The organism is Mesorhizobium zhangyense (genome assembly GCF_011045115.1).
In the GTDB taxonomy this organism is placed as follows: Bacteria; Pseudomonadota; Alphaproteobacteria; order Rhizobiales; family Rhizobiaceae; genus Mesorhizobium_M; species Mesorhizobium_M zhangyense.
Window position 1 is genome coordinate 118,049 of record NZ_JAAKZG010000002.1, and the last position, 13,542, is coordinate 131,590.

Annotated in this window: 13 protein-coding genes and 2 tRNA genes; 3 read left to right on the top strand and 12 right to left on the bottom strand. The window is 60.6% G+C overall.

All coding sequences use genetic code 11. The annotated features are described in order from the left end of the window. Nucleotides 1-88: 88 nt before the first annotated feature. From G6N74_RS04180 to G6N74_RS04230, 11 genes are all read right to left on the bottom strand, one after another. Nucleotides 89-706, bottom strand: a complete 618-nt coding sequence (locus tag G6N74_RS04180; protein WP_165114733.1) for a hypothetical protein — start codon at nucleotides 704-706, stop codon at nucleotides 89-91. Nucleotides 707-813: 107 nt separating this feature from the next. After that, a tRNA-Phe gene (locus G6N74_RS04185) sits at nucleotides 814-889 on the bottom strand. A gap of 314 nt (nucleotides 890-1,203) precedes the next feature. Beyond that, nucleotides 1,204-1,407, bottom strand: coding sequence for a DNA gyrase inhibitor YacG (gene yacG / locus G6N74_RS04190; protein WP_165114735.1), 204 nt, complete (start codon nucleotides 1,405-1,407; stop codon nucleotides 1,204-1,206). Next, nucleotides 1,404-2,033: a Maf-like protein gene (locus G6N74_RS04195; RefSeq protein WP_165114736.1), complete on the bottom strand. Its 630-nt coding sequence runs from the start codon at nucleotides 2,031-2,033 to the stop codon at nucleotides 1,404-1,406. The genes yacG and G6N74_RS04195 overlap by 4 nt, the downstream gene beginning before the upstream one ends. Nucleotides 2,034-2,072: 39 nt before the next feature. Continuing rightward, complete coding sequence (gene infA / locus G6N74_RS04200) at nucleotides 2,073-2,291, bottom strand: translation initiation factor IF-1 (protein ID WP_019172992.1); 219 nt, start codon at nucleotides 2,289-2,291, stop codon at nucleotides 2,073-2,075. Nucleotides 2,292-2,403: 112 nt separating this feature from the next. Continuing rightward, nucleotides 2,404-2,799 (bottom strand): arsenate-mycothiol transferase ArsC, encoded by a 396-nt coding sequence (locus G6N74_RS04205; protein WP_165114737.1) that lies wholly within the window; start codon nucleotides 2,797-2,799, stop codon nucleotides 2,404-2,406. 41 nt (nucleotides 2,800-2,840) lie between these two features. Beyond that, nucleotides 2,841-3,326, bottom strand: a complete 486-nt coding sequence (locus G6N74_RS04210; protein ID WP_165114739.1) for a UPF0262 family protein — start codon at nucleotides 3,324-3,326, stop codon at nucleotides 2,841-2,843. Nucleotides 3,327-3,329: 3 nt separating this feature from the next. Continuing rightward, nucleotides 3,330-4,628 (bottom strand): histidinol dehydrogenase, encoded by a 1,299-nt coding sequence (hisD, locus tag G6N74_RS04215; RefSeq protein ID WP_165114741.1) that lies wholly within the window; start codon nucleotides 4,626-4,628, stop codon nucleotides 3,330-3,332. A 16-nt stretch (nucleotides 4,629-4,644) separates the two neighbouring features. Beyond that, on the bottom strand, nucleotides 4,645-5,079 hold the full coding sequence (locus tag G6N74_RS04220; RefSeq protein ID WP_165114743.1) for a DUF2948 family protein: 435 nt from the start codon (nucleotides 5,077-5,079) through the stop codon (nucleotides 4,645-4,647). A 94-nt stretch (nucleotides 5,080-5,173) separates the two neighbouring features. Then, complete coding sequence (gene murA, locus G6N74_RS04225) at nucleotides 5,174-6,463, bottom strand: UDP-N-acetylglucosamine 1-carboxyvinyltransferase (protein ID WP_165114745.1); 1,290 nt, start codon at nucleotides 6,461-6,463, stop codon at nucleotides 5,174-5,176. Between the two features lie 124 nt (nucleotides 6,464-6,587). Then, a complete protein-coding gene (locus G6N74_RS04230) occupies nucleotides 6,588-6,773 on the bottom strand; it encodes a hypothetical protein (protein WP_165114747.1) in 186 nt (61 codons plus the stop codon). A gap of 155 nt (nucleotides 6,774-6,928) precedes the next feature. Here G6N74_RS04230 and G6N74_RS04235 point away from each other — a divergent pair. From G6N74_RS04235 to G6N74_RS04245, 3 genes are all read left to right on the top strand, one after another. After that, nucleotides 6,929-7,003 (top strand) — tRNA-Thr (locus G6N74_RS04235). 93 nt (nucleotides 7,004-7,096) lie between these two features. Next, the gene (locus tag G6N74_RS04240; RefSeq protein WP_312857840.1) at nucleotides 7,097-8,653 is read left to right on the top strand and encodes a DUF6538 domain-containing protein; all 1,557 of its coding nucleotides are present in this window, start codon (nucleotides 7,097-7,099) and stop codon (nucleotides 8,651-8,653) included. A gap of 85 nt (nucleotides 8,654-8,738) precedes the next feature. Beyond that, nucleotides 8,739-9,563 (top strand): hypothetical protein, encoded by an 825-nt coding sequence (locus tag G6N74_RS04245; RefSeq protein ID WP_165114751.1) that lies wholly within the window; start codon nucleotides 8,739-8,741, stop codon nucleotides 9,561-9,563. Nucleotides 9,564-9,637: 74 nt separating this feature from the next. Here G6N74_RS04245 and G6N74_RS04250 read toward each other — a convergent pair whose 3' ends face one another. Next, on the bottom strand, nucleotides 9,638-13,384 hold the full coding sequence (locus tag G6N74_RS04250) for a hypothetical protein (RefSeq protein ID WP_165114753.1): 3,747 nt from the start codon (nucleotides 13,382-13,384) through the stop codon (nucleotides 9,638-9,640). Nucleotides 13,385-13,542 lie beyond the last annotated feature (158 nt).

Sequence of the window (13,542 nt, forward strand, 5' to 3'; positions counted from 1 at the left end):
TTGAGACAAACTGATGCCAGCTCTGTATTTCGGGCTGGCATCAGCCGTTTGCAGGCAGTTTTCCTTGAAATCTTTCGATCGCTGCCGATCACCACATCCGACGCAGAAGCGCCCGGCACTTGTTAAGTCCGACCCCGACTGACATTCCGATAAACGTGTCGCCGACCTCGCCGGTCTGGGTCATGATGCCGATATCGACGCCTACAATCGCAATTCCCTTAAGTGCCTCAAGAGCGTCTTCGGCCAGTTCTGGTTGCGGATTTTGCGCGAACTCCGGATCCTTTGCGTATCGGCAGCATACATCCCGGATGAGCCGGATTTTGCCTTCGACTCTGTCGAAATCGAAATCGTCGATCACGCCAAGGAGGCCGGAGAGTTCATCCGCTACATGAATGGTGGCACCTTCGTTGACTCCGGATTGCCGTAGAACCTCCCCCTCAACGTCACGAAAGCGCTGGACAAAGCGTTCGAATTCTTCACCTTCGCGCGGCATCCCTTGAGTTGCGCGACGCCCGACCTCGACACACTCGCGCAGGTCCGCTTCAAAATCAGGGTCTTCAACCAGATCGGAGAAAGCCCGGCAGGCTTCTTGCATCACCGCAACTGCATCTTCACGCGGCATCACGTCACCCCGCGTCAATGCCCTTCTTTCTTCAATGCGGTTGATAACTCTGCCCCAATACTGCGGGTCCTTGAGTATTCCCATGTTCCCCTCCGCACATCTTGCAGAAAGTTACAGGCATATAATCAAGTCTGCATAGTTCTCAAAATGGTGGAGGTGTGATCATCAAGCCTGAAATCGCTTGAGAAAAATGGTGCCCAGACGCGGATTCGAACCACGGACACGCGGATTTTCAATCCGCTGCTCTACCAGCTGAGCTATCTGGGCCTGTTGTGGAACCCGGTTTGAGCCGGTTCCCCACTTTGCAAGGGCTTGGCAACCCGGGAAAGCGGGTGGGTTATAGCATGAGATTTCCGCCTGTCCAGCGCTTGAAAGCCGATTGCGACAAGAAAGAACGCAAGCTTGAAAAAAGCTCAGCCGGCGTCAGGCCGTGATCCCGAAAACTGGGTACCGGTTTTCGGAAAAGATCACGGTCAACCCTGGAGAGGTTCAGTTTTTGATAGAATCGTCGAACCGCTCTAAGTATTTGTTTTCACGAAATTCCGGACGGAAAACCGTTTCACACTTTTCCTGGAATTGCTCTAATTCGCCGGCTCGTCGCCTTGCTCTTCCTCGTCGTCGCGAACGGGAATGGCATAGCTACCCGAAAGCCAGCGGTTGAGGTCGACATTCTTGCAGCGCGTCGAGCAGAACGGGTAGGTTTCGCGCGCGGACGGCTTGCCGCATTCGGGGCAGGGCCGCTTCGGCCGCAGCGGCGTGACGTTGCCAGGCGCGTCAGCACTCATGCCCGCGCCCCCGACAGCCAGTTGAAATGCACCTTGAAGCCTTCTGCCGTCAAAAGGCCGACCGTCTCGTAGAGCGGCAGGCCGACGACATTGGTGTAGGAGCCGACGAGCTTGACGACGAAGGTGCCGGCCAGCCCCTGCACGGCATAGCCGCCGGCCTTGCCGCGCCATTCGCCCGAAGCGAGATAGCTTTCCAGTTCCTCGCGTGCGAGCCGCTTGAAGCGCACGCGTGTTTCCACCAGCCGCTGGCGCAGCTTGCCGTCCGGCGTGATCAGGCAGACGCCGGAATAGACGCGGTGCGAGCGGCCGGAAAGAAGCTTGAGGCAGTTCGAGGCCTCGTCAAGCAGTTCCGCCTTGGGCAGGATCCGCCGCCCAACAGCGACAACAGTATCGGCGGCCAGAATGAAGGCCCCGGCAAAGTCAGGCTCGGTCTTCAGCGATTCGAGCGCCTTCTCGGCCTTGGCCTTGGACAGGCGCTTGGCCAGCGAGCGTGGATGCTCGGCGCGCAGCGGTGTCTCGTCGACATCGGCCGGCAGCAGCCGGTCGGGCTCGAGGCCCGCCTGCTGCAGAAGCTCGATCCGGCGCGGCGAAGCCGAGGCAAGCACAAGCTTCTGGAAAGCGCTCATCTAATTCCCGTCGGTTGGAAAACGCGACTCGCGAACCGCTTACTTGAAACGGTAGGTGATGCGGCCCTTGGTCAGGTCATATGGCGTCATTTCGACGAGGACCTTGTCGCCCGTCAGCACGCGGATGCGGTTCTTGCGCATGCGGCCGGCCGTGTGGGCAATGATTTCGTGTTCGTTTTCGAGCTTGACGCGAAACATCGCGTTCGGCAGCAGTTCTGTTACCGTGCCCGGAAACTCGAGGACTTCTTCCTTCGGCATTCTTTACCTTTGGTCTGGATTGTATTTCGGCACGCCGGCCGGAATTTCGGCGGAACCTATATGATTATATGCTCTTTGTGAACACGCTTAATCGACGTAGGCCCAGCGGCCTTCAAGGAAGGAAACGCTGGGCGATTCTGGCCTTCAGCCGCTCGCGCACATCGCGGTAGGCAGCCATGATCTGCTCGCGCGTGCCGGTCGCCGTTGTCGGGTCGGCTGTCGGCCAGTATTCGACCTCGACGGCCATGGAGCGCGTCAGTTCCAGTGCTGCGTGGTGCGCCTCCGGCGCCAGCGTCACGATTAGGTCGAAATAGTCGTCCTCCAGCTCGTCCAGCGAGCGTGGCTGGCGGTCGTTGAGCGACAGGCCGTCCTCGGCAAGCACGGCGTCGACGAAAGGGTCGCGCTCGCCTGTGCGCACGCCCGCCGAGGCGACGAAGGTGGTTGCCGGCAGCACCTTGCGGGCCAGAAGCTCGGCCATCGGAGAGCGCACGGCATTCATGCCGCACATGAACAGAATGGATCGGGGAGGGGCGTTCGGCTCGACCAGGACTAACCCCGCCAGTGCAGGACGCAGACGAGCGTGAAGACGCGGCGCGCCGTGTCGAAATCGATGTCGATCTTGCCGGCCAGCCGGTCCATCAGCGTCTGCGAGCCTTCGTTGTGAAGGCCCCTGCGACCCATGTCGATCGCCTCGATCTGGTTCGGGCTTGAGGTGCGGATGGCCTCGTAATAGCTCTCGCAGACCATGAAATAGTCTTTGACGATGCGCCGGAACGGCGTCAGCGACAGGATATGAGTCATCACCGGGCTGTCGTCTTCATGCGTGATGGCAAAGACCAGCCGGGAATCGATCATCGAGAGTTTCAGCTTGTAGGGTCCGTTGCCCTCGTCATTGGCCGGCTGAAAACTGTTTTCCTCGATAAGGTCGAAAATCGCCACCGCCCGTTCGTGCTCGATGTCGGGCGTCGAACGGCCGATCGATTCGTCAAGCGCGACGTCGATCAATCTGGAGCGTTGGCGGGTGACGTCGTCCATCCCTCACTCTTGCAGGTTCAATCTGATGCCGACGGAGCGGCCATGCGCGTCGAGCCCCTCGGCCGTGGCGAGCGCGATCGCTGCTGGCGCCAGCGCACGCAACTGGTCCGGCCCGAGCTTCAGCAGCGAGGTGCGCTTCATGAAATCCAGCACCGAAAGCCCGGAGGAAAACCGTGCGGATCGCGCCGTCGGCAGCACATGGTTCGAGCCGCCGACATAGTCGCCGATGACTTCGGGCGTATGGCTTCCGATGAAGATCGCGCCGGCATTGCGGATTTTCGGCAGCAGTGCCTCAGGATCGGCAACGGCGAGTTCGAGATGCTCGGCAGCGATACGGTTGGCGAGCGGGATCGCCTGGTCGATATCCTTCACCAGGATCACCGCGCCGAAATCGCGCCAGCTTGCCGCTGCAGTCTCCGCCCGTGATAGCGATTTGAGCTGGCGTTCGACCGCTTCCTCGACCGCCTTGCCGAATCCGGCGTCGTCGGTGATCAGGATCGACTGCGCCGATGCGTCGTGCTCGGCCTGCGCCAGAAGGTCGGCGGCGATCCAGTCGGGATCATTGTCGGCGTCGGCTATCACCAGCACTTCCGATGGGCCGGCGATCATGTCGATGCCGACGGTGCCGAACACCTGCCGCTTGGCCGCCGCGACATAGGCATTGCCCGGCCCGACGATCTTGGCCACTGGCGCGATCGTTTCGGTGCCATAGGCAAGGGCTGCCACGGCCTGCGCGCCGCCGACGCGGTAGATTTCACTGATGCCGGCAATATCGGCGGCCACCAAAACCAGCGGATTGATGCTGCCGCCCGAGGCCGGCACCACCATGACGATGCGCTCGACGCCAGCCACCACGGCTGGAACCGCATTCATCAGTACCGAGCTTGGATAGCTCGCCGTGCCGCCCGGCACGTAGAGGCCGACGGCCTCGACTGCGGTCCAGCGCGAGCCGAGTTCGACGCCGATCGGATCGACATAGCGGTCGTCCTGCGGCCGCTGGCGCTGATGGTGCGAGCGGATGCGGTCGCGGGCGAATTTCAGCGCTTCGACGGTCGCTGGGTCGGCATCGCGATAGGCTTGCGCGATATCTTCCTTCGACACGGCGATGCCGAGCTTGTCCAGATCGGCGCGATCGAACTTCAGCGTCAATTCCTTGAGCACAGCGTCGCCGCGTGCGCGCACATCGGCAATGATGGTCCGCACCACTGCATCCACATCCGGCGAAGCTTCGCGCTTGGTCGTCAGAAACGCTGCAAAGCGCGTCTCGAAATCGGCATCGGATGTGTTGAGCGTAATTGCCATTTTTTATGAGAACTCGTCATGCTTTGTGTATGGGGCGGGAACTTGCTTCCCAGGCAGCGCCCAGGTCGGCCAGGCGCGCTTCGATGCACTCGACCTGCAGCGCGATTGCGCCGCCGCCGGCGAAAATCAGTTCGATGGCGCCGGCCGGTGCGTCTCTTTCGTGAAATTGTATCGCCAGGAGAGAGAGCACGTCCTCGGGCTTTTCGCGGTCGATGCCGGTTGCCCTGACGCCGAGCACGCGGTTGAAATCGAGCACGCTCTTGCGGCGCTGATAGCGCGGGCGGAAGAAGCCCTCCCTGGTTTCCCAGGCGAAGCGGTTGACGCTCATGATGAAGCGCTTGGACGCCGCGGAAAAATCCAGGTCGCCGACCTTCATGACGGCGTCCTGGACATGCGCCGAGACGATCTTCAAATCCTGTTCGTCGAGTGCGACGAGTTTAAGCTGGTCCATGTACGCGCCGGCGCCTGTGCGAAGGTTTCTGGCTTTGTGTTATGCGGTCTTGGCAAAGCACGCAACCGAAACGCCAGCCGGCGCGGAGCAGTTCCTACGAAGACAGGCGTTCGATGGTCGCGCCGCAGCCGGAAAGCTTCTCTTCCAGCCGCTCGAAACCGCGATCGAGGTGATAGACGCGGTTGACCACGGTTTCGCCTTCGGCAGCCAGCCCGGCGATGACCAGCGATACCGAAGCACGCAGATCCGTTGCCATCACCGGCGCGCCCTTGAGCTTCGAGACGCCCTCCACGATGGCAGTCTGGCCGGCAAGCGTGATGTGAGCGCCGAGACGGGCCAATTCCTGCACATGCATGAAGCGGTTCTCGAAGATCGTCTCGGTGATGCGGGATTTGCCCTTGGCCATGGTCATCAGGCCCATGAACTGGGCCTGGAGATCGGTCGGGAAGCCGGGGAAAGGCTCGGTCGTCACGTCGACAGGTGAGATGCCGCTGCCGTTGCGGCGAACGCGAATGCCGGAATTGACCGGAATGATTTCGGTGCCGGTCTGCGCGAGCACGTCAAGCGCACCTTGCAGCAGGTCGGCGCGCGCGCCTTCCAGCAGCACATCGCCGCCGGCCATCGCAACAGCCATGGCATAGGTGCCGGTCTCGATGCGGTCGGGGATAACGCGGTGACGCGCACCGGACAGCGCATCGACGCCTTCGATGGTTATGGTCGAGGTGCCGGCACCGTCGATCTTGGCGCCCATGGCGATCAGGCATTCGGCAAGGTTGACGACTTCCGGCTCACGGGCGGCGTTTTCCAGCACCGTTTCGCCGCGCGCCAGCGTTGCCGCCATCATCAGCACATGCGTCGCGCCGACCGAAACCTTCGGGAAGACGTAGCGATTGCCCCGCAGCCGGTTCTTGGCCTTGGAGAGTATGTAGCCGCTGTCGACATCGATATCGGCGCCCAGCGCCTGCAGGCCGTCGATGAACAGGTCGACCGGGCGCGTGCCGATGGCGCAACCGCCTGGCAGCGAAACCTTGGCCTCGCCCATGCGGGCGAGCAGTGGCCCGATAACCCAGAAGCTGGCGCGCATCTTGGAAACCAGCTCATAGGGAGCGGTGGTGTCGACGATGTTGCGCGCGGTGAAATTGATGGTGCGCGAGTAGCCTTCGTGTTGGCTCTCGCGGCGGCCATTGACCGAATAGTCGACGCCGTGATTGCCGAGAATGCGGATGAGCTGCTCGACATCGGCCAGGTGCGGCACATTTTCCAGCGTCAGCGTGTCGTCGGTCAAAAGCGACGCGATCATCAGCGGCAGGGCGGCGTTCTTGGCGCCGGAAATCGGGATGCGGCCTTCCAGATGGTTGCCGCCGACTATTCTTATGCGATCCATGAGAATCATTTCTCCGGGATGTTTCCCGGTTTTGTCCGTTTATCCTTGCGGTCCGTCTAGACCATCGTGAAATGCCGTTCAAGAAATAGGATTTCGGTCGTCTCGCCGAAAGCCCGCTCATGAATCAGCTAGTTTCCTCGTCATGCGTCTGCGCAGCGGCGATTCCCTCGGGTCGTGCATCTTCCTCGCCGGTCCGGCGCGACCGCGCCTGCGCCTTGCGCTTCTGCAGATTGGCGCGCAGTTCCTGGGCAAGACGTGCCTTGCGGTCGTCTTTCGTCGGCGAAACTTGCGTAGTTTTGTTCGAATTCATGAAGATTGCCCGAACGTGTCCCCTGTTCGATCATCGCGAGAGGCGAAAATACCTATCATTATGGCCGCGCCGTGTCCGTGCAAAAACACTGCAAACAAGTTTCACACATAACTTGCGCTTGCCGGATTGATGTGGCAGAAGCGCCGCATTCGACAGCTGCGGTAGCTCAGTGGTAGAGCACTCCCTTGGTAAGGGAGAGGTCGAGAGTTCAATCCTCTCTCGCAGCACCATCCTATCCGCTTGATAGGAAACAACTATCTGATTTCCCTACCGTATCGGACGCCTCCAGTGGTACACAGGAGCGATACACAGTGGGTATTTCTATGCCGTCTCCGACACGCAATCCGGACACCGGAATCTTCCAATACCGCGTTCGAGTTCCCACCGATTTGGTCGAGCGGGCCAAGGGGAAGTCGATCATGCTGCCCGTGGATGGGCGGCACCGGCCTGTGAAAATCGGGGTCCAGGTCAAAGTTTCTCTCTCAACGCGAGACCTCCGAGAGGCCAAAGAGCGCTTCCGCGAAGTTGATGCAATCGTCCAAACCTACTGGGACGGGCTTCGGAAGGGTCCCCAGCCGCTCACCATGAAGCAGGTGTATGCCCTGGCGGGAGAAATGCGGGCCGTCTTCATCGAGGCCTTTGACGACGAGCCCGGAACGCCGGAAACGTGGCTACAGGTCATGAAGGCCAATGCCGAGGCAGGGGCTGGAACATCGTCCCTCGCGATCCCCACGCCAGCGGTGAAGCTTGCCGCGATGGAGAAGCGCTTTGGCGGCCTAGTGAGCGCCTACTTAGCCGGAAAGGGCCTTCATGTGGACGAGAAGTCGCGGAAGGCATTGGTTGGCGTGGTAGCCGAGCCATTGTCGGATGCTGCCCGGATCAACATGGCGAAGGCATCCGGCGACTATTCCGACACGGGCGAAACTCAGCGCTACCCGAAATTCGTCCCCACTGAGGTCCCGCAAACGGCCACGGGAAAAACCGCCTTCAAGTCCATTATTGACGAAGAGGTGCGGAGACGTTCACTCGGCACAGAAGGCCGAACCGTCAACAGCAAGTCCATAAGCAAGTTCCGCCGCCACACCGACGCATTCGAAGCCCACCGCGACAACAAAGACGCGGCCACCATAACGCCCCAGGAGGTCCGCGTTTGGGTCGAAGCGCTACAAACCGGCGGGAAACTCAAAAACAAGACGGTCGGGGATTACCTTTCAAGCGTCCAAACGGTGCTGGAGTGGGGCAGGGAGCACGACAGCGCTTTTCATCCCTCAGTCAATCCGGCCTCACGGGTGAGGGGACCGACCGTCCGCGCCGCGACAAGTGGGGAGCGAGCTTACACGCTCGAAGAGGCGAAGCGCGTCTTGCTGTCCGCGCGAGAGGCCCGGAGCGACAGCCTGCGGTGGCTGCCGTGGCTGTGCGCCTACTCCGGGGCTAGGATTGAGGAAGTGGCAGGGCTCCGGAAGGAAGATTTCTTCGAGACTGGTGGGCGCTGGTTCTTTCATATCAGGCCCTATGAGGGGCGCGATTTGAAGAACCTTTCCAGCGAACGCCGGGTGCCCGTTCATCCTGCCTTGGTGGAAGAGGGGCTTCTGGCATTCGTGGAGGCAAAAAAGAAGGGAGGGAGGCTCTTCACCTCCTCGCCTTCTCAGGCCATTTCCAGGTGGCTGATATTGACCGTGAAGATCACCCGAGGGGTGCCACCAAGCCACGGATGGCGGCACCTCTTCGAAGACCTTTGCACCGCTGCGGGTATGTCGGACACCGCCCGGTCGTACATCACTGGCCGCGCGTCAGGGACCTCACGGGACCGGTATGGCCGTAGCGATGCCATGCTTCCCGGCCTTGCTGCTGAAATGGATAAAGTCCAACGGTTGCTGTGAAGGGTCTCGAACAAATCGCTTCTCAACTCAGTCGGCTAAGCCTATCCATGTGTTCGGGCGATAAGGGGGAGGGTGCAACATTTCGGTGCGGCGCAATTTCATCATTCAGATCACGTTTGCCATTTCAGTTTTGTGGCTGGCTTTCTTTATCTGGCTCCTTATTGGCGCTGAAAAATGTTCGGGGGTTGTGGCTCCCTGGTGGGATATTCGGGCCCAATTTCTCAGTTGTAAGGGGGCGAACGAGGTTGGCGACTTCCTAGCGGGAGCATTCGCGCCCGTGGCGTTTATATGGCTTGCGGCTGCGGTGTTCATGCAACGGTCCGAACTACGCGCCCAGCTCGAAGAGCTTGCCAGCACAAGAGCGGCACTAGAGGCTCAAACCGACGAAGCGCGGAAGCAGGCTGAGTTTTTAGGCATTCAGTCTGCGATCCTCCAGGCACAAGAGGCTGAACGGAAGCGGGAGCAGGCTGACGAAGAATTTGATGAGGCCACAAAAGCTCTTATCATTTGGGTAGAAAATACACTTCCATCTACTTTGGTGGTGTATGTTTGGTCTGGGCCCCTCGAATTCAGTAGAGCTGAGACGACTGACCTTGCGCCTCTTTTTGTACGCCGCTCTGTCCTGGGTTCAGACGTGGAGTGGGTACGCTCGTTTGCAAATTGCCTGCATAGCGCAGTTATGAGCTACGACACTTTCCGCGAGGACGGGGCTCTAAGCGAAAGAAATAACCTCAATGTTTCTATCCGAGAGATCAATCAGCTAATTGGCTTGTTTGATGAGATTGGCTCAATGGTTCCTGGCCTATCCGCCCCACACCGGCGGAAGTACGAAAGCTATGACTTCGTCCTTGCCAAAGAACGGTTAGAGAAATTTATCCAAGGCTGTGGTGAGCGTTTGATTCAATTTTAAGTTCTTTAGCTGCCCTTTGAATGGTGTGAAAATGTCAACGGCGAGGGAGGGCCGCATTCGCGCGGCCCTTCACGCTACCAAGGCAAAGACGTTCCACCACGCGGAGGCGTAGCCGGTCGGTCCTGGATGAGGTGCGCAAACAGAGAGGCCAGAGGGATGAAATTCCCCATAGGCACAAATGCCCTGTTTATCGTCTTCAGCTCAGATTGAGCCAGCTCGCGATCCTCCGCCACGCTTTCTATCAGGGCCTTTGATCCCCTGGCCGCCTCTGCCATCCACCCGCCCGTAGGCGACCCGAGCACGGCGTCTGTAGGGGACCCAGAGGCACGAGCGGACCCGAACTGGGGACCGAGCGGCGTGAACATCAGGCCACTGTCAATCACCATGGGGATGATCGAAGAGGTGGCCGTTCGGGCCGCGCCGTTCTTGAGGAGGTTCGCGGGGTCCATGGTCTCTTCCCAAAACTTGTCCGTACCCTCTTCACTGGCGAGCTGTACAGGTGCCGAGCGGACCACGTAAGTCGCCACACCAGCCGCCAATTCGCCCAACAGAAAGACCGCCATACGGGGGTCCATGTGGTGGAAGTTGTAGAGCGTGGACTTGGCCCAGGCTCCCAGCACGAAGTTGCGGAACTGGGTGAATAGCCCGAACACAGGGACGCTCATCCACTTGGACAAACCACCCACGTCGTTCTGCTGCACCAGCCGGTTGGTGTACCGGTTCATGGTGTAGGTGAACTTGGTGAGGATCGAAGGGTCCCACTTGTTCGACCCGAGGGCCACCAGCTTCCTACCCTCCACGGTCGAGTGATCGAGCATGTTGGAGAAGAGGCTCTGGACCTCCTTTGGGCCGAGGCCAATGGATGCTAGGCGCTCCTTGTTCCTGCCGGAGAGCTTGTCCAGGTCGAAGGCTCCCTCAGCCGTCCGGGTCTTCTTAGCGATCCCGTAGAGCTGCTGAGCGATCGCCTTCACCGCCCAGCGTTGCTGGTAGGTGTGAATGGCTCTCATCAGGGAGACATCAGCGGTGAGCTTCTGCCCGTAGTCGAGGACTGTATCGACCCCGTTAGCGAACCTGGAGGACGCAGTCGCTCCAATCCTGTCGTCATCGAAACGGAAGTCGTAGCGGCCCCAGAGGTCGTCCAGACCGGTCCCTGTGATGGCCTCCAGCTCTGCCAGAAGGTTGTCCTTACGGGCGACTGATTGGCCCGCTTCGGTAACCATGCGGCGCATTGCGGGGAGCTGTTGGGCAGCCGCACGGAAGCCTGTCATGGACGCAATCTTCCAGCTCTCCTGTATCTGGTTCAGGCCCATGTTGGACATGAGCCGGATGAACTGGAGAACCTTGAGCCTGCGGACCCACTGGTTGTACGCCTTCTCCTGACCAAAGACCGGGGTGCCGTTGATACGGGCCCAGCCGAAGTCGATGTTGTCGATGGCGTTCTGCATGGCCGCCTTGTTCTTGGCATAACCTCCGGGCTGCTGTCTCCAGCTCTCCCGAACGTGGTTCTTGAGCTTCTCCAGGTCGCCTTCGGTCTTGATACCGTCCATCAGAAGGGCCCCGGTCTCGGGGTTCCTGATCTGGGTGTTGGCGAAGGCGACACGACCCGAGAGGTGCCGGCCATAGCGGCGGGCAGTGAACTCGGCGTCCTGGATGAACAGGTCGTGGATGGTCAGGTCCATACGCCCACCCGTGCGGGTAGGGACGGAGGCCCCGAAGCCATAATCCATGAGCGTCCGACGCTTGAGGCGGGAGATGCCCTTGGAGCCGTCTTCCTTCTTGGCCTGATCGACCAGTCCGGAGAGCACGTCGAACACCTTATCCATCTCGTCGTCGGAGATGACGTTGGCATCGTCCAGGGCTTCCGTGAACGCTCTCTTGAAGGCGTCCTTATCACCGCGCCCGAGGGCTCCGTTGATGCCATCCTCGATCCCGAAGCCAGCCTTACGGATGTTGGCCCAGTAGCCCTTAGCCATGCGGTTGGCGAGGCCGTCGTCCAGCTCGGCCGTGTGCTTGAGGATCGCCTCCTTGATGAAGGCTTCCATGTGGCGAGCCTCCACCGTGTTGTCCAGCTCCGCGATACGGGCGTGGTCCGAGTACATCGGGACGTAGTTCGGGTCAGGGTTAAGGTCGGCTAGGCCGCTCTTGCTAATCTCCTTGGCGTAGGAGCCGTAATAGGCCCTCAGGGCACCGGCAGCTCGCTGGACGGACTGTGGGGTGTCCGGGGAGAGATGCTCGTCCTGGGCCGCTTTCCAGACCGCTGTGCGGAACTCGTCGGCAGCCTTTGCGCGGGCCGTCAGGTTGAGCCGGAAGAGGCCCCGCTCCTTGACGTGTTCGGCCATTGCTGTCTGGAAGACCTGGTTGAAATTCCCGAGGAGCTTCTTCTCCAGCGCGGAGGCGCGGACAGTGACGCTATCGGGGACCACTTCATGGCCCTTGAAGCCAGCCGTTTCCTCGAAGAAGGTCTGCCCTACGAGGCGGGTGAGGGGGTCCGGAGCGGTGGTCATCTGACCAGCCACGTCGAAGCGGAGGCCGCCGCCTATGGCTGTGGGAACGTCAGCGTCGTCCAGGCCCCATTCGCCGGGGACAAGGGCGTCTTTCAGGTCCGTGTTACGGGCCGCTCCGCCTGCCCCTTGGCCTCCTGGGATGAACCCACGGGCCGTCCTGATGGCGTCCTGTCCTGCCTGAGCGAGGACCTGGGCTTCCAGCTTGGTGGCCGGGTTACGGGCGAGGGCACCGGAGACACCGCCGAGGAGTGCGCCCACGCCAAAGGCCATGAGCGGGTCGGTGTTGGGGTCTCCGAACATCTCACGAGCGCCCACTTCCATGGCCGCGTTGGTCGTGCCGCCCACTAGCGCCGACCCAGCTACACGGGTAAGGAGGCTTCCGCCGGCTGTTTTTAATAATGCCCCTGTGAAACCGCCTGTAAGGGCGTTGATGGGCAAAGACACCGGGTCTGCCATTCCCGCTATGAGGCGTGCGCCGATGCCCGACCATCCTCCCTCAGCAAGGCGCTGTTGCCGCTCTATGTCCTCGTGAACGTGTCGGAGACGGCTCTCAAAAGCCGCTTGCGATCCGGCTGTGAGAAGGCCGTCGTGATAGTTCTCCGGGATGGTCTCGGTGATCGTTTTCCAGTCCTCGGAAGAAAGTCCTTCATAGTCGGGATCAATAGCCCCCTCGGAGAACTTTCGCACGGCCCAAGCGGTATACCAGTCAGTTTGTGCCGCTGCCGTGAGTTCGTCCAAAAAGCTATCGTAGGGCTTGACCCGTAGAGCCTCCCTCTCGGCCACCGTAAGCACCTGAGGTGCCGACGTGTCCTGGTGAATGTCGTAGTTGATGGGGGCGTTGGTTTCCTCTACGCCCTCGTAAGGGTTCGTCTGGGGGGCCTCGTAGGTGCCACCGAGAAGGGCCGCAGCTTTCGCCTTGTGTCCTTCCATCTGGTTGTTCACCTTGTCGGCTACGGTGCCTGGAGCGCCGCCGTTGTTGGCGTCCGAGGCGCTCTCGCGACCGACTGAACCGGCGTTGATGGCGGAGTAGATGTCCATGAGGCCCATGCCTGGGCGAACACCAGCATCCTTGAGGTACTTACCTGCGGCTGCCACCTGGGCCTCCACGGGCATTCCCTTGTAGACGCCGTACTTCTCGCGCTGGGGCTGGCCCCACTGGATGAGGCCGAAGTGCTGGCCCCACTGGGTGGTGGGTCCTGCCTTCCATTCGTCAAAGGTGCCACCGGTCTCATAGGACATGACAGTGGCGAGGTCTTGGGGGCTGACCCCTAGGAGGGCGGCCTCATTCTTGATTGCCTCGGCTAGGCGAGTGCTCATTCTTGCTCCTGAATTGTTGTAATCGTTGGTTTGAGGGAGTTGAAAAGGCCCCGGAACGTGATGCTCTCGGGGCCTTGCGGTGGGTGAGGGGGGTATAGTGATCGGAGTTGGCGTGGGGCCACACTGTCCAAAGGACGAATCGTCTCCCGTTCGGCAAA

Excerpts from the sequence above, each read along its gene's own strand:
- G6N74_RS04180 (WP_165114733.1), bottom strand. The coding sequence starts at position 706 with ATGGGAATACTCAAGGACCCGCAGTATTGGGGCAGAGTTATCAACCGC.
- yacG (WP_165114735.1), bottom strand. The coding sequence starts at position 1,407 with ATGAGTGCTGACGCGCCTGGCAACGTCACGCCGCTGCGGCCGAAGCGG.
- G6N74_RS04195 (WP_165114736.1), bottom strand. The coding sequence starts at position 2,033 with ATGAGCGCTTTCCAGAAGCTTGTGCTTGCCTCGGCTTCGCCGCGCCGG.
- infA (WP_019172992.1), bottom strand. The coding sequence starts at position 2,291 with ATGCCGAAGGAAGAAGTCCTCGAGTTTCCGGGCACGGTAACAGAACTG.
- G6N74_RS04205 (WP_165114737.1), bottom strand. The coding sequence starts at position 2,799 with ATGTGCGGCATGAATGCCGTGCGCTCTCCGATGGCCGAGCTTCTGGCC.
- G6N74_RS04210 (WP_165114739.1), bottom strand. The coding sequence starts at position 3,326 with ATGGACGACGTCACCCGCCAACGCTCCAGATTGATCGACGTCGCGCTT.
- hisD (WP_165114741.1), bottom strand. The coding sequence starts at position 4,628 with ATGGCAATTACGCTCAACACATCCGATGCCGATTTCGAGACGCGCTTT.
- G6N74_RS04220 (WP_165114743.1), bottom strand. The coding sequence starts at position 5,079 with ATGGACCAGCTTAAACTCGTCGCACTCGACGAACAGGATTTGAAGATC.
- murA (WP_165114745.1), bottom strand. The coding sequence starts at position 6,463 with ATGGATCGCATAAGAATAGTCGGCGGCAACCATCTGGAAGGCCGCATC.
- G6N74_RS04230 (WP_165114747.1), bottom strand. The coding sequence starts at position 6,773 with ATGAATTCGAACAAAACTACGCAAGTTTCGCCGACGAAAGACGACCGC.
- G6N74_RS04240 (WP_312857840.1), top strand. The coding sequence starts at position 7,097 with ATGCCGTCTCCGACACGCAATCCGGACACCGGAATCTTCCAATACCGC.
- G6N74_RS04250 (WP_165114753.1), bottom strand. The coding sequence starts at position 13,384 with ATGAGCACTCGCCTAGCCGAGGCAATCAAGAATGAGGCCGCCCTCCTA.